Consider the following 25,926-nt stretch of genomic DNA (forward strand, 5'->3'; position numbering starts at 1 on the left):
ACTTTCCGGTACCCTACGGCGGTTTTTTTCGTCCTGTTGAGAGTTAATGATGTCCACCACGCTGTTTAAAGATTTCACCTTCGAAGCCGCCCACCACCTGCCGCACGTACCGAAAGGCCACAAATGCGGTCGCCTGCATGGTCACTCTTTTATGGTGCGTCTGGAGATTACCGGTGAAGTCGATCCCCATACCGGGTGGATCATGGATTTCGCCGAGCTGAAAGCCGCGTTTAAACCGACCTACGATCGTTTAGACCACTATTACCTGAACGATATCCCAGGACTGGAGAACCCAACCAGCGAAGTGCTGGCCAAGTGGATTTGGGATCAAATGAAACCGCTGGTTCCTCTGCTGAGCGCGGTAATGGTAAAAGAGACCTGCACCGCAGGCTGCGTCTATCGCGGCGAGTAATGCCCTGTCTATCCGCCATCGGGCTGCAGCCATGGCGGTTTTCTGTTTCATCCCACGCCGTTGGAATCAGCGCACCAGATAGCCGCCATCCACCGCCAGAATATGACCGTTAACGTAATCCGAAGCCCGGCTGGCGAGGAACACAACGGCGCCCATTAAATCCTGCGCTTCTCCCCAACGGCCTGCGGGTATATGCGCAAGTACGCGTCGGTTCTCTTTTGGGATACTGCGGGTGATAGCGGTCATGGCAGTTTCGTAATAGCCAGGCGCGATGCCGTTAACCTGAATATTATGCGGGCCCAGCTCATCGCAGTAGGCTTTGGTTAAGCCAGCCAGCGCATGCTTGGTGGCGGCATAGGCCGGCGACCAGATGCCGCCGAGATAAGAAAACACCGAACAGATATTAATAATCTTACCGCTTCGCCGCGGAACCATAATTTTCGCGGCTTCGTGGCTGAGCTCGAACGCTGCGGTCAGGTTAGTCTCGATCATCGGATCCCAGTCTGTTCGCCCAAAGCGCAGCACCTTATTCAACTGACAAATACCGGCATTGTTCACCAGAATATCAACGGTACCGAAACGTTCGCAGCAGGCGGCGATAATCCGCTGCGGCATACCGCCATCGGTGATATCCGCCAGCATGAATTCCAGCTCAACGCCCTGCTGTTCGATAAGTTTGCGGGTTTGCGTGTGTTCTTCGCGCAGAGCGGGAACAAACAGATTCGCGCCGGCGGTCGCCAGAGCAACGGCAAAAGCCTGCCCCAGGCCGCTATTACCACCGGTAACGATAGCGGTTTTCCCCTTGAGCGAGAAGAAGTCCATAGAGAAGGCAGTGGATGGATCAATTGGCTGCATGGTTAACTCGTTCCTTAAGTCAACGTATCAGCCGCCCGCTTCAGGCGGCTGAATTAATGCGCCAATGATAGCACTGCTGTCATGAAGGCGTATCTCAACCCCGGCGCTGAAATCGAGTGCAAAGATGAATTCATATATGAAGAAGAGAGCTGCCGGGCGGTTAGCAACCTACCCGGCAATGAAAGAGGTGATCAGGCGATGTTCAGGTATTTATGCGTCTGCATGGATAAGCGCCAGTTTCGGGCGATACAGGTCTCAATGCACAACCGCGTGGCATCTTCTTTTTGGCTAATCGGCTGCAAGGCAATAATACGCGGCTTTTCGTCGGCCAGCGTTTCCAGCAGTTCATCCAGCGCTTCGATATCGCGCACGCGGCCAACCGGATGCTTGATTTCATCGGCGCGCTGCAGCGCCTGCGAAAGCACATCATAGCCGCCGCGCATGTTCACTTTCGGCGAGACCGTGACCCAGGTGTTGTGGCTGCAGCGCACTTCATGGGTGCCGCTGGTTTCAATCTGGCAGCTGAAACCATGTTGCTCAAGCAGATCGGTCAACGGCGTGAGATCGTGAATACAGGGCTCGCCGCCGGTAATCACGACGTGACGGGCGGTCCATCCCTGACGGCCAATGATCGCCAGCAGATCGTCGCTGGTCGCCGGGCCCCACTTATCGCTCTCTTTGGTTTTAGCGAGGATACTAAATAGAGACACTTCCCGATCGGCCAGCTTATCCCAGGTATGTTTGGTATCGCACCAGGCGCAACCAACCGGGCATCCCTGCAAACGAATAAAAATGGCAGGCACGCCGGTAAAGTAACCCTCGCCTTGCAAGGTCTGGAACATCTCGTTAATCGGGTACTGCATAGTCATCTCTGTTCAGGTGGTAAAAAGGTATTATCGCAGATTCAGGCGCTCAGGTCTTGTCCTCAGCTGCGATTACCAGACCCCATCGTCAGCTTTTCGTAAGCCATCTTTTTATATTAGCTAGCAAACTATAAAATAAGCACAAAATGTATTTACGATATTTTGAGTATTATTTTAGCATGCGCCGCACTTGGTCATTGAATTGGATTATTTATTACTTTCTTCAGATGTATCTGCGCGCGGATAAAGATGTAACAAAGAATGTCTTTGATGATCGTAATGACATTATCCATCGCTGTCCAAAGCAACAAAAAGAAATTATTAATCAACGATGTACAAACCGATACATGAAACAATGAATCTTTTATCTTCGCCCAGGGTCAAATTCAATTCACTTGATTTCCATAGCTTAAAATAAGCTTAAGAAAGCGCTTGTTGCCGCCTGTTTTTATTTAATCTCCGTTTAATTTTCTGCGCCTAGAATCCAGTCGACCAACCATGAGAGACTGCATTCATGAATACATTATTAATTACAGGCGTTACCGGATTTCTGGGTGGAGCGGTATTAGAGAATATCCTCAATAATGAAAATGGGATTAATCTACTGCTCCTGGTGCGAGCCAATAACGATGAAGCGGCTCTGGCCCGGGTGAAGGAAAACCTGCGTAAATTCAATATTGCAGAGGAGAAGCTGGCCGCATTAACCCCCCGGCAGATCCTGCTCGGCGATTTGTCATCACCGGAGACGTTCCTGAGCGACCCGCGTCTGGAGCAGGTCACTCACGTGATCAACAGCGCTGCCGTCGCCTCATTTGGTAATAACCCACTCATCTGGAAAGTGAACGTCGAAGGAACGTTCAAATTTGCCCAACGGATGTCCCGCGTAGCTGGACTACAACGTTTTCTCCACGTCGGCACCGCGATGTCCTGTACCCCGGAGCCAGATTCACTGGTCGCAGAAAGCGCTGAATTCCGCGAGCACGCCGAGCATCTGGTGGAGTATACCCATTCCAAATCGACGATTGAGCGCCTGATGCAGGAGCAATGCCCGACGTTACCGTTAGCCATCGCCCGCCCTTCTATCGTCGTTGGTCATACTCATCACGGTTGCCAGCCCTCAAGCAGCATTTTTTGGGTGTTCAGCATGGGGCTGATGCTGCAAAAATTCCTCTGCTCCCTGGAAGACCGTGTTGACGTGATCCCGGTCGACTACTGCGCCGATGCACTGCTGATGTTATTACAACGCCCGTTGGCGCGTGGTGAAGTCGTGCATATCTCCGCCGGAGAAGAAAACAGCGTGAAATTTGCGGAAATCGATCGCGCGATGGCCTCAGCGCTGGAGCAGGCTCCGGTAGGCGACCGATACGCGCAGGTCAGCTACGAGACGCTGGTTAAAATGCGCCGTGAGTTGAAGGATATTTTTGGCCCGTGCAACGAGCGCCTGATGCTCAAAGCGATGCGCCTGTATGGCGCCTTCGCGACGCTTAACGTCCGCTTCAGCAATGATAAGCTGCTGAGCATGGGCATGCCTAAACCGCCGCGTTTCACCGATTATATCGACCGCTGCGTACAAACCACCCGCGGGCTTTCTATCCCGCAGCAGATGGCCGTCGATTTTAAGTAAACACAATGCGCAGGTAAAAAAAATGCCAGTCCGCAGACTGGCATTTTTATTTCACAAAAAGTCAGGATTAAGCCTGGCCTTTGATCTCTTTACGACCGTTGTACGGCGCTTTTTCACCCAGCGCTTCTTCGATGCGAATCAGCTGGTTGTATTTAGCAACGCGGTCAGAACGGCTCATAGAACCAGTTTTGATCTGGCCTGCAGCGGTACCAACAGCCAGGTCAGCGATGGTAGCGTCTTCAGTTTCGCCAGAACGGTGAGAGATGACAGCGGTGTAGCCAGCGTCTTTCGCCATCTTGATTGCAGCCAGAGTTTCGGTCAGAGAACCGATCTGGTTGAATTTGATCAGGATGGAGTTAGCGATGCCTTTTTCGATGCCTTCTTTCAGGATCTTGGTGTTGGTTACGAACAGATCGTCACCAACCAGCTGGATTTTGTCGCCCAGTACTTTGGTCTGGTATGCGAAACCGTCCCAGTCAGACTCGTCCAGACCATCTTCGATGGAGACGATCGGGTACTGTTTGGTCAGTTCTTCCAGGAAGTGGGTGAACTCTTCAGAGGTGAACGCTTTGTTGCCTTCGCCAGCCAGAACGTATTTACCGTCTTTGTAGAATTCAGAAGCTGCGCAGTCCATCGCCAGAGTGATGTCTTTGCCCAGTTCGTAGCCTGCTGCTTTTACCGCTTCAGCGATAACAGCCAGCGCTTCGGCGTTGGAACCCAGGTTCGGCGCGTAGCCGCCTTCGTCACCAACTGCAGTGTTCATACCTTTGGATTTCAGAACTTTCGCCAGGTGATGGAACACTTCAGAACCCATACGTACGGCTTCTTTCAGAGTCGGCGCGCCAACCGGCTGAATCATGAATTCCTGGATGTCGACGTTGTTGTCAGCGTGCTCACCACCGTTGATGATGTTCATCATCGGAACCGGCATAGAGTATTTGCCCGGAGTGCCGTTCAGTTCAGCAATGTGTTCGAACAGCGGCTGGCCTTTAGAAGCAGCTGCTGCTTTGGCGTTCGCCAGGGATACCGCCAGGATTGCGTTCGCACCGAAGTTGGATTTGTTTTCAGTACCGTCCAGGTCGATCATGATCTTATCGATGCCAGCTTGATCTTTAGCATCTTTACCCAGGACTGCCTGAGCGATCGGGCCGTTTACCGCAGCAACAGCTTTGGTTACGCCTTTACCCAGGAAACGGGATTTGTCGCCATCGCGCAGTTCCAGCGCTTCGCGGGAACCAGTAGAAGCACCTGACGGAGCAGCTGCCATACCGACGAAACCACCTTCCAGGTGTACTTCGGCTTCAACAGTCGGGTTACCACGGGAGTCGATGATTTCACGACCGATGACTTTAACGATTTTGGACATTAGGTTTTCCTCAGTACAAGTTAAACTAAAACTCCAGACAAACAATGCACCCAATTGGGTGCATTGCCGTTCTAACTCTTTTTACTTCGCCTGACGCTTCTGGTACTCGCTCGCGGCTTTCACAAAGCCTGCAAACAGCGGGTGGCCGTCACGCGGCGTCGAAGTAAACTCCGGGTGGAACTGGCAGGCCACAAACCACGGATGGTTCGGCACTTCGATGATCTCGACCAACTGATCATCCCCGGAACGGCCCGCAACGCGCAGGCCGGCAGCTTCAATCGGTTTCAACAACATGTTGTTGACTTCGTAGCGGTGACGATGGCGCTCGGTGATAGTCGGCTCGCCGTACAGCTGACGGACCAGAGAATCATCACCCAGTTGGCACTGCTGCGCGCCAAGGCGCATGGTGCCGCCGAGGTCGCTCTTCTCTGAACGAACTTCAACGTTGCCTTCTTCGTCACGCCATTCGGTAATCAGCGCCACCACCGGGTACTTACAGTCTGGCACAAATTCCGTAGAGTTGGCGTTTTCCATGCCCGCTACGTTGCGCGCGAACTCAATCAGCGCAACCTGCATACCCAGGCAGATGCCCAGATATGGAATATTGTTCTCACGCGCATAGCGCGCGGTGGCGATCTTACCTTCAACGCCACGGTAGCCGAAGCCGCCCGGGATGAGGATCGCGTCCAAATCTTTGAGGATTTCGACGCCGCGCGTTTCAACATCCTGCGAATCGATAAGCTTGATGTTGACGGTCACGCGGTTTTTCAGACCACCGTGTTTCAGCGCTTCAATCACCGATTTGTAGGCATCCGGCAGTTCAATGTACTTACCAACCATACCAATGGTGACTTCGCCTGCCGGGTTAGCTTCTTCATAGATTACCTGTTCCCATTCGGCCAGGTTTGCTTCCGGACAAGTTAAGCTGAATCGTTTACAAATATAATCGTCCAGACCCTGAGATTTCAACAGGCCTGGAATTTTATAAATGGAATCGACGTCTTTCAGAGAAATCACAGCCTTTTCCGGGACGTTACAGAACAATGCAATTTTTGCACGTTCGTTGGCCGGAACCGCGCGATCGGAGCGGCAAATCAGGATATCTGGCTGGATACCGATGGAGAGCAGCTCTTTAACAGAGTGCTGAGTCGGTTTAGTTTTGACTTCACCCGCCGCCGCCATGTATGGCACGAGGGTCAAGTGCATGAACAGAGTATGCTCACGGCCGATTTCTACCGCCATCTGGCGAATAGCTTCGAGGAACGGCAGGGATTCGATATCGCCTACGGTACCGCCGATTTCAACCAGCACCACGTCATGGCCTTCGCCGCCAGCCAGTACGCGCTCTTTGATGGCGTTGGTGATGTGCGGGATAACCTGTACGGTTGCGCCCAGATAGTCGCCACGGCGCTCTTTACGCAGAACGTCGGAGTAGATTCGACCGGTGGTGAAGTTGTTGCGGCGAGTCATCTTGGTGCGGATGAAGCGCTCGTAGTGGCCCAGGTCCAGATCGGTTTCAGCGCCGTCTTCAGTAACGAACACTTCCCCGTGCTGGATTGGGCTCATGGTGCCCGGATCGACGTTGATGTACGGATCCAGTTTCATGATAGTTACATTGAGCCCACGGGCTTCAAGAATGGCTGCCAGGGAAGCTGCGGCAATGCCTTTACCCAGAGAGGATACGACCCCGCCGGTCACAAAAATATAGTTCGTTGTCATGCTGAACCTGAGAAGTTAGGGTAAAACGATGGAATAACCAGGACGGGAAAGTAGTATACCCGAACATGCGTGACGCCACAAACTTTCATTCTCCCCTCCTCTTCTTTCTACCAGCCGCACCTGCGTTGCGACTCGAACAACTCGAAGAGGCAGGCTACATGGTGTTTCAACAACATAACGGAATGAGAAAATAGCCGCTTTTGGCGAAATGTTTTTGACGTAAATCAAGCGCTTGTTATTTATAAAATCACACAAATAGCGCTTGATCACGAAAACTCGTTAGAGATCAGTTTCCTGGCGTTTTACTTCCTGCCACACTTCTTCCATGGTTTCGAGGTCAACGCCGGTCATTTCCAGACCTCTGGCGGCGACAATACGCTCAACTTCGCGGAAGCGGCGCTCAAATTTGAGGTTCGCTTTCTGCAATGCGACCTCGGCTTTAACCCCTAAATGACGGGACAAATTCACCGTGGCGAACAGCAAATCGCCCACTTCTTCCTCAAGTTTAGCTTCATCAACCACCGCCTGCTGCGCTTCATGCATGACTTCATCTATCTCTTCATGCACTTTATCGAGCACCGGGCCAAGCGAGGTCCAGTCAAAGCCGACCGCCGAGCAGCGACGCTGAATTTTATGCGCGCGCATCAGCGCCGGCAGGCTATGCGGAATATCATCCAGCGCCGAGTGTTGCGCCTTTTCCGCTCGTTCCGCGCTCTTAATCTGCTCCCAGCGCGCCAGCACTTCCGCACTGTTCCCGGCCGAAGCATCGCCAAAGATATGCGGATGACGACGTTCCAGTTTGTCGCTGATGGCGGCGCAGATATCGTTGAAATCAAAACGCCCTTCTTCCTGCGCCATCTGCGCATAGAACACCACCTGGAACAGCAGATCGCCAAGCTCGCCGCGCAGATCGTCAAAATCTTCGCGCGCAATGGCGTCCAGCACTTCATAGGTCTCTTCAAGAGTGTAAGGGGCGATAGTGGCAAAGGTCTGTTCTTTATCCCACGGGCAGCCGTTTTCCGGGTCGCGCAGGCGGCGCATGATGCCGAGCAGGCGGTCAATTTGAGTCATGTAACAATCCTGGAAATTTAAAATAGTAGGCCGGATAAGGCATCTATGCCTTATCCGGCCTACAGACGAATTAACCGCCGTGCAGACGACGCGCGTCGATCACATCCGGCACCTGGTTCAGCTTGCCGAGCACCCGGCCCAACACCTGCAGGTTGTAGATTTCAATGGTCATATCGATGGTCGCCAGTTGCTGTTTCGTATCGCTGCGGCTGGCCACGCCCAGCACGTTCACCTTCTCGTTGGCAAGAATAGTGGTAATGTCGCGCAGCAGGCCGCTGCGGTCGTTGGCGACCACGCGCACCACCAGCGAATATCCCGCCGAATAGCTCTCACCCCATACCGCATCAACGATGCGTTCCGGCGCGTGAGACTGCAGCTCAGCCAGCTGATCGCAGTCGGCGCGGTGTACTGAAATCCCGCGCCCCTGGGTGATAAAGCCGACGATTTCGTCGCCGGGGATCGGCTGGCAGCAGCGGGCAATGTGATGCATCAGATTGCCGACGCCCTCAACCACCACCCGGCCATTGTCTTTGCTGCGGTTCTGCGGGGTGTAGGTTTTTTGCTGCAGTTGCTTCAGCGCGGCCGCATCCTGCTCGGCGGCGCTCGGTTTGTTGAACTGCGCCTGCAGGAAGTTGACCATCTGGTTAAGGCGAATATCGCCGCCGCCGATAGCCGCCAGCAGTTCATCCAGTTCATTAAAGTTGTAGCGCGGCAGCAGATGTTTCTCGGCATCCTTCAGGCTGATGCCCAGATGCTCGAGCTCATCATCGAGGATCTGCCGCCCGGCGAGAATGTTTTTATCGCGATCCTGTTTACGGAACCAGGCGTGAATTTTGGAGCGTCCACGGCTGGTGGTCACGTAGCCAAGGTTCGGGTTCAGCCAGTCGCGGCTTGGGTTCGGCTGCTTCTGGGTGATTATCTCAATCTGATCGCCCATCTGCAGCTGATAGGTGAACGGCACAATGCGCCCGCCAATTTTGGCGCCGATGCAGCGGTGCCCGACATCGCTATGGATATGGTAGGCAAAGTCGAGCGGAGTTGAGCCCGCCGGCAGATCAACCACGTCGCCCTTCGGCGTAAACACGTAGACCCGGTCATCGAAGACCTGGCTGCGCACTTCGTCGAGCATTTCGCCGGAATCGGCCATCTCTTCCTGCCAGGCGATCAGCTTACGCAGCCAGGCGATACGGTCTTCATGGCCGCGACCGCCGCTCGCCCCGGCGCTGGCACCCTCTTTATACTTCCAGTGCGCCGCCACGCCGAGCTCGGCGTCTTCATGCATCTGTTTGGTGCGAATTTGGATCTCAACCGTTTTCCCGCCCGGCCCAAGCACCACGGTGTGAATAGACTGGTAGCCGTTCGGTTTCGGGTTGGCGACGTAATCATCAAATTCGTCAGGCAGATGACGATAGTGGGTATGCACGATCCCCAGCGCCGCGTAGCAATCCTGCAAACGTTCAGCGACGATACGTACCGCGCGCACGTCAAACAGCTCATCAAAAGCGAGATGCTTCTTCTGCATTTTGCGCCAGATGCTATAGATATGCTTCGGACGCCCGTATACCTCAGCCTTCACGCCTTCATTTTTCATTTCTGAGCGCAGGTGGCCGACGAACTCATCGATGTAATGTTCGCGGTCGATACGGCGTTCGTGCAGCAACTTAGCAATACGCTTATATTCGGCTGGATGCAGGTAACGGAAGCAGTAGTCTTCCAGTTCCCACTTCAGTTGACCGATGCCTAAGCGGTTCGCCAGCGGCGCATAGATGTTGGTACACTCTTTTGCTGCCAGTACGCGCTCATCTTCGGGTTCATCTTTTACCTCGCGCAGGTGAGCGATACGTTCCGCAAGCTTGATAACCACGCAGCGGAAATCATCGACCATCGCCAGCAGCATGCGGCGAATATTGTCGACCTGTTCTGAGGAGACGGTGTCGGTGTGCGTGGCTTTAAGCTGGCGAATCGCCGCCATATCACGCACGCCGTGAATCAGGGTAACGACGGATTTGCCGACGCTCTCTTGCAGGACCTCTTCGCTGACGACGTTGCCGTCCGCCAGCGGAAACAGTAAAGCGGCCCGCAAGGTATCGATATCCATATTGAGCATGGAGAGAATTTCTACCATCTCCACGCCGCGCCAAAGCAGGAGATCCGCCTGCGGGTGTCCCTGCGTTGTTACGCGACAATAATCCCAGGTCTCGGCTAAGCGCTCACACGACTGCTGGCTGGAAATCCCCAGACTCGCGATCCATTTCTTCGGGTCAAACTCACCAGCTTTATTAAGATGTGCACTTCTTACCGCAACCATTGTCCTCTCCTTAAGGGACTCAGCCTACCGAAGTCAGCAAGCCGTATTTTATACCCGTCATACTTCATCCTTCAGTCCACACCGCCATCAGGCATCTTCACTGTCGCCTCGATGCGGGCTGAACAATTTTATGTAAGCTCGCGCTCAAACAATACTATCGATTCCAGGTGCCCGGTGTGCGGGAACATGTCCAGCATCGCCAGACGTTGAATGCGATATCCCGCCTGAAGCAACGCTTCGCTATCGCGCGCCAGCGTCGCCGGGTTACATGAAACATAGACCATCCGCCGCGGTGCCAGCTTGATAATATGCGCCATCACGCCCGGCGCCCCGGCTCTTGCCGGGTCGAGTAGAATTTTATCAAAGCCATGCTTCGCCCAGGCCTGCTGGGTAACATCTTCTTCCAGGTTTTCATGAAAGAAAGTCACGTTCTGCAATTCATTGAGGGCGGCATTTTCCCGACCCTTTGCCACCAGCGCGGGTACGCCTTCGACGCCCACCACGCTCGCCGCCGCTTTGGCCAGCGGCAGGGTGAAATTGCCCATACCGCAAAACAGATCCAGAACGCGGTCCTGCGGCTGAATATCTAACCAGGCCAGCGCCGTACGCACCATTTTCTGGTTTACGCCATCGTTGACCTGGATAAAATCGCGCGGACTGAACACTAAGCGTAGTCCGTCTGACGTGTACCATGGTTCATCGCCGCGAATATGTTCAAGTATCTCGCTTTGCGGCGCGAGGTACAGGGATAGACCGTGAGTTTGCGAAAAACGTTCCAGTTTTTCTTTATCCGCCGCCGTCAGCGCGGCGGTATGGCGTAAAACCATCAGCGGGCCATTATCCGCCTGCACCAGCTCAACGTGGCCAAGTTGACGTTGTGATTGCAGGCTGGTTAAACACTCGCGCACCGCGGGTAACAACGCCTCAAGTTGGGGCGCCAAAACGGGGCACTGCACCACATCGATGATTTCGCTGGAGTTGGCCTTGCGAAAACCCATCTGCAGTTGTTGGGTCTTTGGCTGATAATTCAAGCTAAAACGCGCCCGACGCCGGTAGCCCCAGGGTTCAGCGGCTATAATGTCGTCAACGTCACGTTTCATCAGGCGGGAGAGCGCGGCGCGCTTGCTTTGCTGCTGTAGTTCAATGCTCGCATGTTGCTGCTGACATCCGCCGCAGACGCCGAAATGCGGGCAGCGCGGCGCGACGCGCTGTGGGCTGTCGTTGAGACGGCGTTTAACCTGAGCGCGGGCATACTGTTTTTTATCCTCTACCAGCACGACTTCCGCCTGCTCTTGCGGCAACAGGCCGGGGATAAACAGCGCCTTACCCTGATGACGGGCTACGCCCTGGCCAAAGGGATCAAGGTCATTTACCGTCACGGTTATGATCTGGCGCGTCGTCACACGCCGTTTTGCAGAGTAGAATTGCGCCATCGTAGAGGATTATCTCAAAAATATACTGACTCTATACATGAAATCATTCGGGCTACCAATGCAGAAGCCGTCTGAAGGTTGATATGTATATTCTCCCATAATGGAACCGCATGACCAACTACAGCCTACGTGCTCGCATGATGATTCTTATTCTGGCGCCGACCGTTTTGATTGGTCTGCTGCTCAGTATTTTCTTCGTTGCCCACCGCTATAACGACCTGCAGCGGCAGTTGGAAGATGCCGGCGCCAGTATTATCGAACCGCTGGCGGTATCCAGTGAGTACGGCATGAATTTGCAAAATCGCGAGGCGATCGGCCAACTTATCAGCGTGCTTCACCGCCGCCATTCCGATATCGTGCGGGCTATTTCTATTTATGATGCTAAAAACCGGCTGTTCGTTACCTCTAACTTCCAGCTCGATCCGCGGGAAATACAGCTCCCGCGCGGCGCGCCCTTCCCTCGCCGGCTGAGCGTCACCCGCCACGGCGACATCATGGTACTGCGCACGCCTATTGTGTCAGAAAGCTATCTGCCCGATGAGTCACCGGAAAGCGATGCTAAAATGCCGGACAATATGCTCGGCTATGTGGCGCTGGAGCTCGACCTTAAATCTGTGCGCCTGCAGCAGTACAAAGAGATATTTATCTCAAGCGTCATGATGCTGTTTTGTATCGGCATTGCGCTGATTTTCGGCTGGCGCCTGATGCGCGACGTGACCGGACCGATTCGTAATATGGTCAACACCGTTGACCGCATCCGCCGCGGCCAGTTGGATAGCCGCGTTGAAGGTTTTATGCTCGGCGAGTTGGATATGCTGAAAAACGGCATTAACTCGATGGCGATGTCGCTGGCGGCCTACCACGAGGAGATGCAGCACAATGTCGATCAGGCGACCTCGGATCTGCGCGAAACGCTGGAGCAGATGGAGATTCAGAACGTCGAGCTGGATCTGGCGAAAAAGCGCGCCCAGGAGGCCGCGCGCATCAAGTCCGAGTTCCTTGCCAATATGTCGCACGAGCTACGAACTCCGCTTAACGGCGTGATTGGCTTTACCCGCCTGACCTTGAAAACCGATCTCAACGCTACCCAGCGCGACCACCTGACCACCATCGAACGTTCGGCGAATAATCTGCTGGCCATCATCAATGATGTGCTGGATTTCTCCAAGCTCGAAGCGGGCAAGCTGATTCTGGAAAGCATTCCTTTCCTGCTGCGCAATACCCTGGATGAAGTGGTGACCTTGCTGGCACATTCGGCGCACGATAAAGGCCTTGAGCTCACCCTCAACATTAAAAGCGACGTCCCGGATAATGTGATTGGCGATCCGCTGCGCCTGCAGCAGGTGATCACCAATCTGGTGGGTAACGCGATTAAATTCACCGAACACGGCAACATTGATGTGCTGGTTGAACAGCGGGCGATGAGCAATTCGCGAGTACAAATCGAAGTACAGATTCATGATACCGGCATCGGCATTCCGGAGCGCGATCAGTCGCGGTTGTTCCAGGCCTTCCGTCAGGCCGATGCCAGTATCTCACGCCGCCACGGCGGCACCGGCCTGGGGCTGGTTATCACTCAGCGGCTGGTCAAAGAGATGGGCGGCGATATCTCATTCCATAGTCAGCCGAACCGCGGTTCCACCTTCTGGTTCCATATCAGCCTTGACCTGAATCCGAACGCTATTACCGACGGTTTCGATACCCATTGCCTGGCGGGCAAGAAGCTGGCCTACATTGAAGCCAATACCACCGCTGCGCAAAGCACGATGGAACTGCTGGCAACTACACCGCTGGAAGTGGTCTACAGCCCGACGCTGTCAGCGCTGCCGGATGCGCACTACGATATTTTACTGGCCGGTATTCCGGTGTCGATGCGCGATCTCAGCAACCAGCGGGAAAAACTGGTCCGCGCTTGCTCACTTTCCGATACCCTGGTGCTGGGGCTGCCTTGCCACGCGCAGGTTAGCGCCGAAGAGCTGAAAAGAAACGGTGTTACCGCCTGCCTGCTTAAACCATTGACCTCCACGCGGCTTTTCCCGGTGCTGATGGCCTCTTGCCGCGCGCAGCCGCCGGTGCCACAGCCCTATATCGATAGCGATAAACTGGCGATGACGGTAATGGCGGTAGATGATAACCCGGCCAACCTCAAGCTTATTGGCGCGCTGCTGGACGATCTGGTGCAGCATGTCATTCTGTGCGATAGCGGCCAGGATGCCGTAGAGCAGGCCAAACAGTCGCAGTTGGATCTCATTCTGATGGATATTCAGATGCCGGATATGGACGGTATTCGCGCCTGTGAATTAATCCGTCATCTCCCGCATCAGCAGCAGACCCCGGTGATCGCGGTGACCGCCCACGCCCTTGAGGGGCAGCGCGAGAAACTGCTGGCCGCCGGGATGAACGATTATCTGGCGAAGCCGATTGAAGAAGATAAGCTTAGCACCCTGCTGTTGCGCTATCAGCCCGGCATGCACGTCGCCGCGCCGCAATTAGCCGAACCGGTGGAGCCGGTTATCGATCATAACGTCACGCTCAACTGGCAGCTGGCGCTGCGTCAGGCTGCCATGAAACCAGACCTCGCGCGGGAGATGCTGCAAATGCTGCTCGCCTTTATGCCGGAGGTGCGCAATAAAGTTGAAGAACAGCTGGTTGGCGAAACGCCGGAAGGGTTGCTGGATTTAATTCATAAATTGCACGGCAGCTGCAGCTATAGCGGCGTACCGCGGCTGAAAAAACTGTGCCATACCCTTGAAAGCCAGTTGCGCGCAGGTACCGCGCCGGAAGAGCTGGAGCCGGAACTGCTGGAACTGTTAGACGAGATGGATAACGTCGCCCGCGAAGCGTGCAAGATGGGAGTGTAAACCCCGGATAGCGGCGCTGCGCGCCTTATCCGGGCTACGATCCGGTACTCGGTTGGTAGCCCCGGTAAGCGTAAGCGCCACCGGGGAGGGTTCCCGGATCGCGGCGCTGCGCGCCTCATCCGGGCTACCAATACCACTGCGCCGGCCGGGTTACCGCTTGCCGCCCATCTCTAATACCGCCGCCACGTTACGTGCCGTCATCCGCACGTTGGCGGCGGCGTTCGCCAGCGCCTCTTCCAGGGTACAGACGGAATAGAGCACGCTAAAGACGGCATCGAGGCCATGCTGATGCACGACGCCAACATCGGCGGTCAGGCTGCCGGCAATCCCAATCACCGGCACGTTGAAGCGTTTCGCGACCTTCGCCACCCCCACCGGTACCTTGCCGTGAATGGTCTGGCTGTCGATACGCCCTTCTCCGGTAATCACCAAATCGGCATCAGCCACTAGCTCTGCCAACCCCAGCGCATCGGTCACAATCTCAATTCCCGGACGTAGGTTGGCGCCGCAAAACGCATACAACGCCGCCCCCATACCACCCGCCGCCCCTCCCCCTTCCAGGTTCAGCACGTCAATATCTAAATCACGGTCGATAATCTGCGCAAAGTGTTGCAGGCCGCGGTCAAGACGCTCAATCATCGCCGCCGTCGCCCCTTTTTGCGGGCCAAACACCGCGCTTGCGCCCTGCGGGCCGGTTAACGGATTGGTAACGTCGCAGGCGACATCAATCCGGCAATCAGCCAATCTTGGATCCAGTTCGCTAAGATCGATCCGCGCCAGCGTCTCCAGCGCGCCGCCGCCCGGCGCAATTTGCTGTTGCCCGGCGCTCAACAGTTTTGCCCCCAGCGCCTGCGCCATGCCGGCGCCGCCGTCATTGGTCGCACTGCCGCCGATGCCAATAATAATCTGCGAAACCCCCGCATCCAACGCGTGACGAATCAGCTCGCCGGTTCCCCAGGAGGTAGTCAGTAGCGGATTACGTCGCGTGGGCGGCACGCTTTCCAGTCCGCTGGCTGCCGCCATTTCGATATAGGCGCAGCGCATATCGCCGGACAGGCCGTAAAAGGCGTTGACCGGTTCGCCAAGCGGTCCGGTAACGCTGACCTGTACGATATGCCCTTGAGTCGCGGCCACCATCGCCTCAACGGTACCCTCACCGCCGTCGGCAACCGGGACTTTAACGTACTCCGCATGGGGATAAATTTCGCGGAACCCCGTTTCTATCGCGGTGGCGACGTCCAGCGCACTCAGGCTCTCTTTGTAAGAATCCGGCGCGATCACTATCTTCATAAGTGTCCTTAATATGAATAACCCCGGCGACCGGCAGTTGCCGACCCTTACAGAGTCGGCGTTATCTTAGCGAACCATGCAAGGACGTTTGTTATCAAAGGTCCAGTTCGGGATTAAATATTGCATCGCCATGGCGTCATCACGCGCACCCAGGCCATGTTTCTTATATAGCTCATTAGCCTGCATCACGCGGTCCATATCCAGCTCAACACCCAGACCCGGCGTCGCCGGCACCTGCACCATACCGCCTTTGATTTCAAACGGCTGTTTGGTCAGACGCTGGTTACCCTCCTGCCAGATCCAGTGGGTATCGATAGCGGTAATTTTACCCGGCGCCGCCGCGGCCACATGGGTAAACATCGCCAGCGACACGTCGAAGTGATTATTAGAGTGCGAACCCCAGGTCAGGCCGAATTCATGACACATCTGCGCCACGCGTACCGACCCTTGCATGGTCCAGAAGTGCGGGTCCGCCAGCGGAATATCCACCGATTGTAGCGACAGCGTATGGCCCATCTGCCGCCAGTCGGTGGCGATCATGTTGGTCGCGGTCGGCAGCCCGGTCGCCCGACGGAATTCAGCCATCACTTCGCGGCCGGAGAAACCTTGTTCAGCGCCGCAAGGATCTTCCGCATAGGCCAGCACGCCTTTCAGCTGTTTACCTATCTGGATGGCTTCATCCAGCAGCCAGGCGCCGTTCGGGTCGAGGGTCACGCGCGCATCAGGGAAACGCTTCGCCAGCGCGCTAATCGCTTCGGCTTCTTCAAAACCGGCCAACACCCCGCCCTTCAGTTTAAAGTCATTGAAGCCATATTTTTCGTAAGCGGCCTCCGCCAGGCGAACCACCGCCTCCGGCGTCATCGCCTCTTCATGACGAATACGATACCAGTCGCACTGTTCATCCGGCTGGCTTTGATAAGCCAGCGGCGTCGCGTGGCGGTTACCGACAAAGAACAGGTAGCCCAACATTTCGACTTCGCTCCGCTGCTGGCCGTCGCCAAGCAGAGAAGCAACGTTCACGCCCAGATGCTGGCCCAGCAGATCCAGCAGCGCCGCTTCAATCCCGGTCACCACGTGAATGGTAGTGCGCAGATCGAAGGTTTGCAGGCCGCGGCCGCCGGCATCGCGGTCGGCAAACTGGTTACGCACGGCGCTCAGCACATTTTTGTACTCGCCCAGCGTTTTACCCACCACCAACGGCGCGGCGTCTTCCAGGGTCTGGCGGATCTTTTCGCCGCCGGGGATTTCGCCAACGCCCGTGTGCCCGGAGTTATCTTTGATGATAACGATATTACGGGTGAAGTACGGCGCGTGCGCGCCGCTCAGGTTCATCAGCATGCTGTCATGCCCGGCGACCGGGATAACCTGCATAGCGGTCACAATTGGCGTTGAAGATGATGTAGTCATAGCGTAATCCTTTTTAATTAATGACGGCCGAAAACGGGGCGTTTACGGTCGAATGTCCAACCGGGAATCAGATACTGCATCGGGCCCGCATCGTTACGCGCGCCGCCTGGCAGCGCCTTATAAGCCTCATGAGCTTTATGCACCTGTTCCCAGTCCAGCTCCACGCCGAGTCCCGGCGCGTCTGGCACGGCGATTTTGCCGTTGATAATCTGCAGCGGATTTTGCGTCAGGCGCGCATCGCCCTCCTGCCAAATCCAATGGGTATCGATAGCGGTCGGATTGCCCGGCGCCGCGGCGCCGACGTGGGTAAACATCGCCAGCGAAATATCAAAGTGGTTGTTCGAATGACAGCCCCAGGTCAGCCCCCAGTCATCGCACAACTGCGCCACCCGAACCGCGCCGGAGAGCGTCCAGAAGTGCGGGTCCGCCAGCGGAATATCGACGGCGTTGAGCATGACCGCATGCCCCATTTCGCGCCAGTTGGTGGCTATCATGTTAGTCGCCACCGGCAACCCGGTGGCGCGGCGGAACTCAGCCATCACTTCCCGACCGGAAAAGCCCTGTTCAGCGCCGCACGGATCTTCAGCATAGGTCAGGACATCCTGCAGCCCTTTGCACAGCGTAATCGCTTCATCCAGCAGCCAGGCGCCGTTCGGGTCAACGGTAATGCGGGCGTCAGGGAAGCGTTTTTTCAACGCGCGGGCGGCGTCGATTTCCTGCTCGCCAGGTAATACGCCGCCTTTTAGCTTAAAGTCTTTAAAACCGTAGCGATCCTGCGCTGCCTCCGCCAGTCGCACTACCGCGTCGCTATTCAGCGCCTGCTGGTGACGAAGACGGTACCATTCGTGGTCGCCCGGCGTCCGCGCAAGATAGTCCAAATCGGTTTTTTCGCGGTCGCCGATATAGAACAGGTAGCCCAGCACGGTCACCGCATCACGCTGTTTGCCCGGCCCCAATAGTTCGCACACCGGGACATTCAACACCTTGCCAAGCAGGTCGAGCAGCGCGGCTTCCAGCGCCGCTACCGCATTGACTTTCAATTCGAAGGTCCATGCCCCTTTGCCGAAGGTGTCGAAATCCGCCGCCTGATTGCCTTTATGTACCTGCTGCACCACGCGGTTGAGGCGAGCGACTTCCTGCCCAACCACCTGGGGTATGGCATCGACCAACGTCTGGTAGATGACTTCGCCGCCGGGCGCTTCGCCGACGCCGGTATGGCCGGCGTTGTCGGTTAACACCACAATATTGCGGGTAAACCAGGCATTATGCGCGCCGCCGATGTTCATCAGCATGCTGTCGTGCCCGGCGACCGGAATCACCTTCATTTCGGTAACGATTGGGCTGGATTGGGTATTCATGATTAACGCCCCGCAATCGGTTTAAGTTCGATACGTTTGATATCGCCAACCAGCACCAGGTAGCTGAATACCGCCACCAGAGCGTGGATACCGACGTAAATCAGCGCGCCGTTGAAAGAGCCGGTGGTGCCGACGATATAGCCGATAGCGATAGGGGTGACGATGCCGGAAATATTGCCGAACATGTTGAACAGACCGCCGGACAGGCCGCTGATTTCTTTCGGCGCGGTGTCCGCCATTACCGCCCAGCCCAGCGCGCCAATGCCTTTGCCGAAGAAGGCCATCGCCATAAAGCCGATGATCATCCATTCCGCGTTGACGTAGTTACACATCAGCATGGTCATGGACAACAGCATGCCCAGTACGATCGGCGTTTTACGCGCGATATTCAGCGAGCCGGTACGGCGCATCAACCAGTCGGAAATAATCCCGCCCAACACGCCGCCGACAAAGCCACACACCGCCGGAATCGAGGCGACAAAACCCGCTTTGAGGATCGACATGCCGCGCGCCTGCACCAGATAAACCGGGAACCAGGTGATAAAGAAGTAGGTTAACGCGTTGATGCAGTACTGGCCGATATAGATCCCGACCATCATTCGCGAGCCGATCAACTGCTTGATTTGGCCCATTTTTACGCTAAAGGGCACCTTCTGCGCACTGCTCTTTTGATCCATATTGATCAACGCGCCGCCTTCGGCGATGTAGTCCAGCTCTTTCTGGTTAACGCCTGGGTGGTTATTGGGATCGTGGATCACTTTCAGCCACACGAAGCTGATGACAATACCCAATCCGCCCATAAAGAAGAATACGTGCGACCAACCCACTTCATGGGTCAACCAACCCATAATCGGCGCGAAAATAACGGTGGCAAAATACTGCGCGGAGTTAAAAATCGATACCGCCGTCCCTCTCTCCTGCGCCGGGAACCAGGCGGCCACAATGCGGCTATTACCCGGGAACGAGGGCGATTCGGCAAGGCCGACGAGGAAGCGCAGGGTAAATAGCGCGATGATAATGCCAAAGCCGCTAAAGATATCCACGAAGCCCTGCAGCAGGGTAAACACGGACCAGATAAAGATGGACCAGAAATAGACGCGTTTAGAACCAAAGCGGTCAAGCAGCCAGCCGCCTGGGATCTGTCCGATCACATAGGCCCATGAAAACGCGGAAAAAACGTAACCCATGCCAACAGGATCGAGGCCGATATCCTTGGCCATTTCAGAACCGGCGATCGACAGCGTCGCGCGGTCGCCATAGTTAAAGGATGTGACGATAAACAGCATCACCACTATCCAATAGCGAGCATTGGTGCGCTTTTCAGCGGCGCTCGCAGCCTGACTTAATGAACTCATTGTTGTACTCCTGAATCATAGCGTTTAGCTACGTTCATTCTGAACAGCACAACCTGTAGGGTAATCAGAATGACGTGTTAGTGTTTTTTTCGTTATATCTGGCGTACTGCTTTTGTCACTGGCAGGAAAAGTATAAAAAGAGGCGTCGGCGGGCTCACCGTGCATATACACAGCTTTAGCGGGTGATACTGCGTTAGTTTATGGCGTATGCCTAAGGTTGTGGGGAGTAGTTCACGGAAATGGAAAACCGCCGCCCGCTGATGGGTCGATGGACGACATTACCTTCAGAGTGTGAATCGGCTCTCTTGACGCCGGGGAAACGCAAAGAAAAAAGCCATATCGATAAAGTGGTTATCAGGCAGATGCCCGAAGCCGGGCGCGATGGATAACGTTAAGATAACCCTGACCGTTTATCCGGCCACTGGCAGCTTAAGCGCGCCCTCTACGTAGGGAGAGGGCGTTCTTAATAGGATTAGTCGAGCAGTTTAGCCCACGCTTCTACCCAAGGGTTGGAAACGCTTTCCGGTTCCGGGTCTTCGCTGGCGTCAATGGTGAGCATCTCGCCAATACGACGCGCGCCCTGCTCCTGCAGCAATGCATCAAAGGTTTTACCGCCGCCGCAGAAGTTGGCGTAGGTACTATCGCCAAGCGCGATAATGCCGTAGCGCAGATGCGGTTGATACATATCTTTAATGCCTTCATACAGCGGAACGATGCTGTCCGGCAGATCGCCCTGCCCGGTGGTCGAGGTCACGACCAGCACGTATTTGCCGGTATAGGATTCCCAGTCTTTTACTTCCGGGTCCTCAAAGACCGTCGCTTTATGCCCCAGCCCGCTCAGAATGGCTTCCGCCTCTTCGGCGACCAACAGCGAGTTTCCGTACATTGTGCCGACAAAAATTCCGACTTCTGCCATAGTGATTATCTCCCTGGATTATCCGCGATACTCTCATCCTGACCGCTGTCGTCGGCAAACTCAACCCTTTCATTTAACGGGAGAAGCCCGCGCCAGCCAAACTGCGACAGCGCGCGCATCCAGACATCATCCAGACCCGCGCGAATCGTCAGCGGCTCGCCGGTAAACGGATGCGTTAATGACAGCTGACTGGCATGCAGCATCAGGCGATTACAGCCGAAATGTTCAGCGGCGCTGCGGTTTTGCCGTAGATCGCCATGTTTGCTGTCACCGAGGATCGGATGGCGCAGATGGGCCAAATGGCGACGCAGCTGATGCTTACGCCCGGTTTTCGGCTCCAGCTCCACCAGCCCGTAGCGGGTGGTCGGGTAACGGCCGGTGGCGACCGGCATTTCTACCGTCGCCAGCCCGCGATAGTGGGTCACCGCCGGCTGCGGGCCTTTATCTTCACGAGCGAATTTATCAGCGATTTTATCCAGCTCTTCTACAAGCGGATAATCCAGTACCGCCTCTTCAGTCAACCAGCCGCGAACGATGGCGTGATAGCGTTTTTGCATCTGGTGTTGTTCAAACTGCTGCGCCAGCAGCCTGCCCGCCTCGCTCGACAACCCCATCAACAGCACGCCGGAAGTCGGCCGGTCCAGGCGATGAGCGGTGAAGACGTGCTGGCCGATTTGATCGCGCACGGTCTGCATCACTACCACTTTCTCGTCGCGATCCAGCCAGCTACGGTGCACCAGCCAGCCGGATGGTTTGTTCACCGCCACCAGCCACTTATCCTGGTAAATGATCTCCAGCATCAGGCGTCTTCATCCGCGAATAATGCATCCAGCAGCAGCAACTCGGCCACGATAGCTTCGCGCGCCGGATGGGCTTTATCCAGCGCCATCTCGTAATAGGGCGCGACGGCAAAGTTCTGCGGCAGCGGCATACCGCTGGCAATCAGTTGATGCATACGTGGGATCAGCACCCACTGTAGCCATTCCAGCGGCTCGAGCGTGTCCAGGAAAAACGGCTGCTCGCTGGCGAAAGCGCGGCTATCCGGGGCCTGTTCCTGCCAGTGGTTTGTTTCGCGCAGCAGCGCTTCAATGGCGTGCAGGCGATCGCGCACGCTAGCGTGAAGGGTCATGGGGAAACCTCGATGAATTGTAAACCGGGCGCAGGATAGCAAATCCGCGAGAGAAATAAAAAAAGGGAGCACTGTATAAACAGTGCTCCCGGTTCGTTTTGCAGCATTCCAGCTACATTGGTGCTCCCTGCTCGTCCTTGAAAACTTTTCCTGAGGTCTCCTGACCAAGTTCATCCATAAACTAGCGCATCCTGCTTTCACACCACCCCGATGTGAAATAACTTATCCCTAAGTGTGTCCAGATCTTCCTGATCCACCGTTCATCCTGAGCGGCTCTCGTTCTCCATCCTGGAGGTGTCCTTTACGCTTTCCTGCGTTATCCTTGCTTCATCCTGAAGCCTGTCCTTGCAACGCCATCCTGGCGGGTCCTGTAGAAGAGCCATCATCCTGATGTTCTCTTCATCCGCGACTTCCTGTCGACGTACATAGGATCACTGATTCCGCCTCTTCTTACAAGACTTACTACGACAATCTCTTAAGATTAGTGGCCAAACCAAAAGCGCACACAATCATCAAATCATTAAATAACAATGAGTTATATGTAATCACTACGTAAAAAATTGCTGAAAATGATGACGATCTCTTACAGGTCTTGTAAGAGATCTCTCACAAACAACTTGGGGAAATGGATTACAGAAGGGGCTCAAGCTGATTCAGGAAACTCGCAAGCGAGTGAGAAAGGGTCTCTCTTTTTCGGGTACCGAGCGTCTCTTTAATCACTTCGCCGCTCAGGTTGCAGACCGAAATAACCTCCAGTTCGCTATCCAGCGTGGCGATAAACAGCGTCGGCGATAGCTTCAGACGTTTTTGTACCACCAGGTGACCAATGAGGTTTTCCTGTACTCGCTGGAAATCATCCGGGCTCCATGCCTGCAGCAGAGTGAGGTTCTGTTCCGCGAAGCGGGCGTGCATATCGCCAGCGAACTGAGTGGTATAATAACTATGAATCGGCTGTTGTACCACAATCTCCAGCGCCCGTTCAACCCCATCGAGATGGTGTTCTAACGTAAACGGCTGCGGCTGCCAGAAAACGGCATCGTCTTCACTGGCGCTAATACAGGGAGATGGGATGCCATAAAGGTCTTCGCTACGCGGCAGGCTGGCATAACGCTGCTGCCACGCATCGCAGTAACGTTGGGTAAATGATTGCAGCGCTTCTATGGTCTGATGATCCACCGGTTTCTCTCTTCACGTTAGACAGGATACACTTGGCATATAGTGTACCCGCTTTACTATGGTGAAACATGTCTTCTTACGATAATCATCAGGCGCTGGCCGGCCTGACGCTCGGTAAATCAACGGATTACCGCGATACCTATGACGCTTCGTTGCTGCAGGGCGTGCCCCGCAGCCTGAACCGCGATCCGCTCGGCCTGCATGCCGATAATCTGCCGTTCCACGGCGCCGATATCTGGACGCTGTACGAACTGTCGTGGCTGAACGCCAAAGGCCTGCCGCAGGTCGCCGTCGGCTACGTGGAACTCAGCGATACCACCATCAATCTGGTGGAATCGAAAAGCTTCAAACTGTACCTGAACAGCTTCAACCAGACCCGCTTCGCCGACTGGCAGGAAGTTCAGGCCACGCTGACCCGCGATCTTAGCGCCTGCGCCCAGGGCGAGGTCAAGGTTTCGCTGTACCGACTCGATGAGCTGGAAGGGCAACCGGTCGCCCATCTGCATGGCGCCTGCATCGACGATCAGGATATCGAGATTGATAACTATCAGTTCAGCGCCGACTACCTGCAGGACGCGGCCAGCGGTAAAGTCGTCGAAGAGACGCTGGTCAGCCATCTGTTGAAATCGAATTGTCTGATCACCCACCAGCCGGACTGGGGCTCGGTACAGATTCAATATCGCGGGCCGAAAATCGATCGCGAAAAACTGCTGCGCTATCTGGTGTCGTTCCGCCACCACAATGAATTCCACGAACAGTGCGTCGAACGCATCTTTAATGATGTGCTGCGTTTCTGCCGCCCGGAATCGCTTTCCGTGTACGCTCGCTACACCCGCCGCGGCGGCCTGGATATCAATCCGTGGCGCAGCAACGGTGAATTCGTGCCGGCAACCGGGCGTCTGGCACGGCAATAAGCGAAATTTTTCACACTTTGCGTGCGTTAACGCGTACGCAAGGTTGTGGAAAGACTACGGCCAGGGCTATTGTAATCACAGGAAGACGATAATCGTCCTGTAAGGAGTTCACTTGATTACACACGTTAGCCCGCTTGGTTCAATGGATATGCTGTCACAGCTGGAAGTGGATATGCTTAAACGCACCGCCAGTAGTGACCTGTATCAACTCTTTCGCAACTGCTCGCTTGCTGTGCTCAACTCGGGGAGCCTGACCGATAACAGCAAGGAGCTACTGTCTCGTTTTGAAAACTTCGATATTAACGTGCTGCGCCGCGAACGCGGCGTGAAGCTGGAACTGATCAACCCGCCGGAAGACGCTTTCGTCGATGGCCGTATTATCCGTTCCCTGCAGGCCAACCTGTTTGCCGTGCTGCGCGATATCCTGTTCGTCTACGGGCAGATCCACAACACCGTCCGCTTCCCGAATCTCGATCTCGAAAGCTCAATTCACATCACCAACCTGGTGTTCTCGATTCTGCGCAACGCCCGCGCGCTGCACGTCGGCGAAGCGCCGAATATGATTGTCTGCTGGGGCGGCCACTCTATTAATGAAAATGAGTACCTGTACGCGCGCCGCGTCGGTACCCAGCTTGGCCTGCGCGAACTGAACATCTGCACCGGCTGCGGGCCAGGCGCCATGGAAGCGCCAATGAAAGGCGCCGCCGTCGGCCACGCCCAGCAGCGCTATAAAGACAGCCGCTTTATCGGCATGACCGAACCTTCCATTATCGCCGCTGAGCCGCCAAACCCGCTGGTCAACGAACTGATCATCATGCCGGACATCGAAAAGCGTCTCGAAGCGTTCGTGCGCATCGCCCACGGTATTATCATCTTCCCCGGCGGCGTGGGTACTGCGGAAGAGCTGCTTTATCTGCTGGGCATCCTGATGCATCCGGATAACAAGGCGCAGGTGCTGCCGCTTATCCTCACCGGGCCGAAAGAGAGCGCCGACTACTTCCGCGTGCTGGACGAGTTCATCGTTCATACCCTCGGCGAATCGGCTCGCCGCCACTATCGCATTATTATTGACGATGCCGCGGAAGTGGCGCGCCAGATGAAAAAAGCGATGCCATTGGTCAAAGAGAGCCGCCGCGAAACCGATGACGCCTACAGCTTCAACTGGTCGATTCGTATTTCGCCGGACCTGCAGATGCCATTCGATCCGACGCACGACAATATGGCCAATCTCAAACTTTATCCGGACCAACCGGTGGAAGTGCTGGCCGCCGACCTGCGTCGCGCCTTCTCCGGTATTGTCGCCGGCAACGTGAAAGAAGTCGGTATTCAGGCTATCGAGAAATATGGTCCTTACAAGCTGCATGGCGATCCGGAAATGATGCGCCGCATGGACGATCTGCTGCAGGGCTTCGTTGCCCAGCACCGCATGAAGCTTCCGGGCGGCAGTGCCTACATTCCGTGCTACGAAATCTGCTCCTGATAACGTGATACCTCTCCCGGGCGGCGGTCGATACCCTGCCCGGGTACCCCCGTCCTCAATTTCCAGTTAATTAATTTTTCTAATTAATGATTCGTAGAGTTTCCACATAGCCAAACGTTTGCGTTTCCAAAAAGAGCAATAAAATTCACCATAAAAATAACATTCTGGCGAAAAAACGTCGTTTACATCACTTTTTTGCAGCAAAAACCTCGTTATTTGGTAACAGAGCTTTTATCTCATGTGCTGCAAATGATAGCCTTCGCGCCACATTTATCTGGCTGATCACCATAAACAGACTGTTGGGCTAAAAACGTTCAGATTTAAAGTGGATTATTGCATTTGGGATCCCGATCACTGATGTATTTTCCATATAAATGTATCTTGCCGCC

General features: G+C 55.2%; 20 protein-coding genes. 5 read left to right on the plus strand and 15 right to left on the minus strand.

Annotation, left to right across the window (positions count from 1 at the left end):
- Nucleotides 1-46: 46 nt before the first annotated feature.
- Entirely contained in the window at nt 47-412 is a 366-nt protein-coding gene (gene queD, locus ABLU80_RS08510) for a 6-carboxytetrahydropterin synthase QueD (protein ID WP_015369973.1), read from the plus strand.
- 66 nt (nt 413-478) lie between these two features.
- Here the strand turns inward: queD and ABLU80_RS08515 are convergent, their stop codons facing one another.
- Together ABLU80_RS08515 and queE are read right to left on the minus strand one after the other, a co-directional pair.
- On the minus strand, nt 479-1,267 hold the full coding sequence (locus ABLU80_RS08515) for an SDR family oxidoreductase (RefSeq protein WP_348849897.1): 789 nt from the start codon (nt 1,265-1,267) through the stop codon (nt 479-481).
- A gap of 191 nt (nt 1,268-1,458) precedes the next feature.
- Nucleotides 1,459-2,130 (minus strand): 7-carboxy-7-deazaguanine synthase QueE, encoded by a 672-nt coding sequence (gene queE, locus ABLU80_RS08520; RefSeq protein ID WP_015369971.1) that lies wholly within the window; start codon nt 2,128-2,130, stop codon nt 1,459-1,461.
- Nucleotides 2,131-2,644: 514 nt separating this feature from the next.
- Here queE and ABLU80_RS08525 point away from each other — a divergent pair.
- On the plus strand, nt 2,645-3,754 hold the full coding sequence (locus ABLU80_RS08525; protein WP_015369969.1) for an SDR family oxidoreductase: 1,110 nt from the start codon (nt 2,645-2,647) through the stop codon (nt 3,752-3,754).
- Nucleotides 3,755-3,821: 67 nt separating this feature from the next.
- Here ABLU80_RS08525 and eno read toward each other — a convergent pair whose 3' ends face one another.
- The 5 genes from eno to rlmD all read right to left on the minus strand — a co-directional run bounded on the left by eno (nt 3,822) and on the right by rlmD (nt 11,651).
- On the minus strand, nt 3,822-5,120 hold the full coding sequence (eno, locus tag ABLU80_RS08530; protein WP_015369968.1) for a phosphopyruvate hydratase: 1,299 nt from the start codon (nt 5,118-5,120) through the stop codon (nt 3,822-3,824).
- A gap of 81 nt (nt 5,121-5,201) precedes the next feature.
- Nucleotides 5,202-6,839, minus strand: a complete 1,638-nt coding sequence (gene pyrG, locus ABLU80_RS08535; protein WP_015703305.1) for a glutamine hydrolyzing CTP synthase — start codon at nt 6,837-6,839, stop codon at nt 5,202-5,204.
- 279 nt (nt 6,840-7,118) lie between these two features.
- On the minus strand, nt 7,119-7,910 hold the full coding sequence (gene mazG / locus ABLU80_RS08540; RefSeq protein WP_015703306.1) for a nucleoside triphosphate pyrophosphohydrolase: 792 nt from the start codon (nt 7,908-7,910) through the stop codon (nt 7,119-7,121).
- 70 nt (nt 7,911-7,980) lie between these two features.
- Nucleotides 7,981-10,218, minus strand: coding sequence for a GTP diphosphokinase (relA, locus tag ABLU80_RS08545; protein WP_015369965.1), 2,238 nt, complete (start codon nt 10,216-10,218; stop codon nt 7,981-7,983).
- Nucleotides 10,219-10,346: 128 nt separating this feature from the next.
- Nucleotides 10,347-11,651 carry a 23S rRNA (uracil(1939)-C(5))-methyltransferase RlmD gene (gene rlmD, locus ABLU80_RS08550; protein WP_348849898.1) on the minus strand — a complete coding sequence of 435 codons (1,305 nt, stop codon included), beginning with the start codon at nt 11,649-11,651 and terminating at the stop codon, nt 10,347-10,349.
- A 110-nt stretch (nt 11,652-11,761) separates the two neighbouring features.
- Between rlmD and barA the strand changes: the two genes are divergently transcribed.
- A complete protein-coding gene (barA, locus tag ABLU80_RS08555) occupies nt 11,762-14,512 on the plus strand; it encodes a two-component sensor histidine kinase BarA (protein ID WP_015369963.1) in 2,751 nt (916 codons plus the stop codon).
- 150 nt (nt 14,513-14,662) lie between these two features.
- On the opposite strand, the gene ABLU80_RS08560 is transcribed toward barA, so the two are convergent.
- The 8 genes from ABLU80_RS08560 to syd form a co-directional block, all read right to left on the minus strand.
- On the minus strand, nt 14,663-15,802 hold the full coding sequence (locus tag ABLU80_RS08560) for a glycerate kinase (protein ID WP_103825698.1): 1,140 nt from the start codon (nt 15,800-15,802) through the stop codon (nt 14,663-14,665).
- Nucleotides 15,803-15,868: 66 nt separating this feature from the next.
- Nucleotides 15,869-17,209, minus strand: coding sequence for a glucarate dehydratase (gene gudD / locus ABLU80_RS08565; RefSeq protein WP_020078056.1), 1,341 nt, complete (start codon nt 17,207-17,209; stop codon nt 15,869-15,871).
- Between the two features lie 17 nt (nt 17,210-17,226).
- A complete protein-coding gene (locus ABLU80_RS08570; protein WP_320944737.1) occupies nt 17,227-18,567 on the minus strand; it encodes an enolase C-terminal domain-like protein in 1,341 nt (446 codons plus the stop codon).
- A gap of 2 nt (nt 18,568-18,569) precedes the next feature.
- Nucleotides 18,570-19,922 carry an MFS transporter gene (locus ABLU80_RS08575; RefSeq protein WP_015369959.1) on the minus strand — a complete coding sequence of 451 codons (1,353 nt, stop codon included), beginning with the start codon at nt 19,920-19,922 and terminating at the stop codon, nt 18,570-18,572.
- A gap of 472 nt (nt 19,923-20,394) precedes the next feature.
- Nucleotides 20,395-20,838, minus strand: coding sequence for a flavodoxin (locus ABLU80_RS08580; RefSeq protein ID WP_015369957.1), 444 nt, complete (start codon nt 20,836-20,838; stop codon nt 20,395-20,397).
- Nucleotides 20,839-20,843: 5 nt separating this feature from the next.
- A complete protein-coding gene (gene truC, locus ABLU80_RS08585; protein WP_048231311.1) occupies nt 20,844-21,638 on the minus strand; it encodes a tRNA pseudouridine(65) synthase TruC in 795 nt (264 codons plus the stop codon).
- Complete coding sequence (locus ABLU80_RS08590) at nt 21,638-21,967, minus strand: YqcC family protein (RefSeq protein ID WP_320944736.1); 330 nt, start codon at nt 21,965-21,967, stop codon at nt 21,638-21,640. The genes truC and ABLU80_RS08590 overlap by 1 nt, the downstream gene beginning before the upstream one ends.
- Nucleotides 21,968-22,597: 630 nt before the next feature.
- A complete protein-coding gene (gene syd / locus ABLU80_RS08595; RefSeq protein WP_015369954.1) occupies nt 22,598-23,143 on the minus strand; it encodes a SecY-interacting protein in 546 nt (181 codons plus the stop codon).
- Between the two features lie 68 nt (nt 23,144-23,211).
- Between syd and queF the strand changes: the two genes are divergently transcribed.
- Nucleotides 23,212-24,057, plus strand: a complete 846-nt coding sequence (gene queF / locus ABLU80_RS08600) for an NADPH-dependent 7-cyano-7-deazaguanine reductase QueF (RefSeq protein ID WP_020078049.1) — start codon at nt 23,212-23,214, stop codon at nt 24,055-24,057.
- A 112-nt stretch (nt 24,058-24,169) separates the two neighbouring features.
- Nucleotides 24,170-25,537, plus strand: a complete 1,368-nt coding sequence (gene ppnN / locus ABLU80_RS08605; RefSeq protein WP_015369952.1) for a nucleotide 5'-monophosphate nucleosidase PpnN — start codon at nt 24,170-24,172, stop codon at nt 25,535-25,537.
- Nucleotides 25,538-25,926 lie beyond the last annotated feature (389 nt).

The sequence above is a fragment of the Klebsiella sp. CN_Kp104 genome (assembly GCF_040064515.1).
GTDB lineage: Bacteria > Pseudomonadota > Gammaproteobacteria > Enterobacterales > Enterobacteriaceae > Klebsiella > Klebsiella aerogenes.

Excerpts from the sequence above, each read along its gene's own strand:
- queD (WP_015369973.1), top strand. The coding sequence starts at position 47 with ATGATGTCCACCACGCTGTTTAAAGATTTCACCTTCGAAGCCGCCCAC.
- ABLU80_RS08515 (WP_348849897.1), bottom strand. The coding sequence starts at position 1,267 with ATGCAGCCAATTGATCCATCCACTGCCTTCTCTATGGACTTCTTCTCG.
- queE (WP_015369971.1), bottom strand. The coding sequence starts at position 2,130 with ATGCAGTACCCGATTAACGAGATGTTCCAGACCTTGCAAGGCGAGGGT.
- ABLU80_RS08525 (WP_015369969.1), top strand. The coding sequence starts at position 2,645 with ATGAATACATTATTAATTACAGGCGTTACCGGATTTCTGGGTGGAGCG.
- eno (WP_015369968.1), bottom strand. The coding sequence starts at position 5,120 with ATGTCCAAAATCGTTAAAGTCATCGGTCGTGAAATCATCGACTCCCGT.
- pyrG (WP_015703305.1), bottom strand. The coding sequence starts at position 6,839 with ATGACAACGAACTATATTTTTGTGACCGGCGGGGTCGTATCCTCTCTG.
- mazG (WP_015703306.1), bottom strand. The coding sequence starts at position 7,910 with ATGACTCAAATTGACCGCCTGCTCGGCATCATGCGCCGCCTGCGCGAC.
- relA (WP_015369965.1), bottom strand. The coding sequence starts at position 10,218 with ATGGTTGCGGTAAGAAGTGCACATCTTAATAAAGCTGGTGAGTTTGAC.
- rlmD (WP_348849898.1), bottom strand. The coding sequence starts at position 11,651 with ATGGCGCAATTCTACTCTGCAAAACGGCGTGTGACGACGCGCCAGATC.
- barA (WP_015369963.1), top strand. The coding sequence starts at position 11,762 with ATGACCAACTACAGCCTACGTGCTCGCATGATGATTCTTATTCTGGCG.
- ABLU80_RS08560 (WP_103825698.1), bottom strand. The coding sequence starts at position 15,802 with ATGAAGATAGTGATCGCGCCGGATTCTTACAAAGAGAGCCTGAGTGCG.
- gudD (WP_020078056.1), bottom strand. The coding sequence starts at position 17,209 with ATGACTACATCATCTTCAACGCCAATTGTGACCGCTATGCAGGTTATC.
- ABLU80_RS08570 (WP_320944737.1), bottom strand. The coding sequence starts at position 18,567 with ATGAATACCCAATCCAGCCCAATCGTTACCGAAATGAAGGTGATTCCG.
- ABLU80_RS08575 (WP_015369959.1), bottom strand. The coding sequence starts at position 19,922 with ATGAGTTCATTAAGTCAGGCTGCGAGCGCCGCTGAAAAGCGCACCAAT.
- ABLU80_RS08580 (WP_015369957.1), bottom strand. The coding sequence starts at position 20,838 with ATGGCAGAAGTCGGAATTTTTGTCGGCACAATGTACGGAAACTCGCTG.
- truC (WP_048231311.1), bottom strand. The coding sequence starts at position 21,638 with ATGCTGGAGATCATTTACCAGGATAAGTGGCTGGTGGCGGTGAACAAA.
- ABLU80_RS08590 (WP_320944736.1), bottom strand. The coding sequence starts at position 21,967 with ATGACCCTTCACGCTAGCGTGCGCGATCGCCTGCACGCCATTGAAGCG.
- queF (WP_020078049.1), top strand. The coding sequence starts at position 23,212 with ATGTCTTCTTACGATAATCATCAGGCGCTGGCCGGCCTGACGCTCGGT.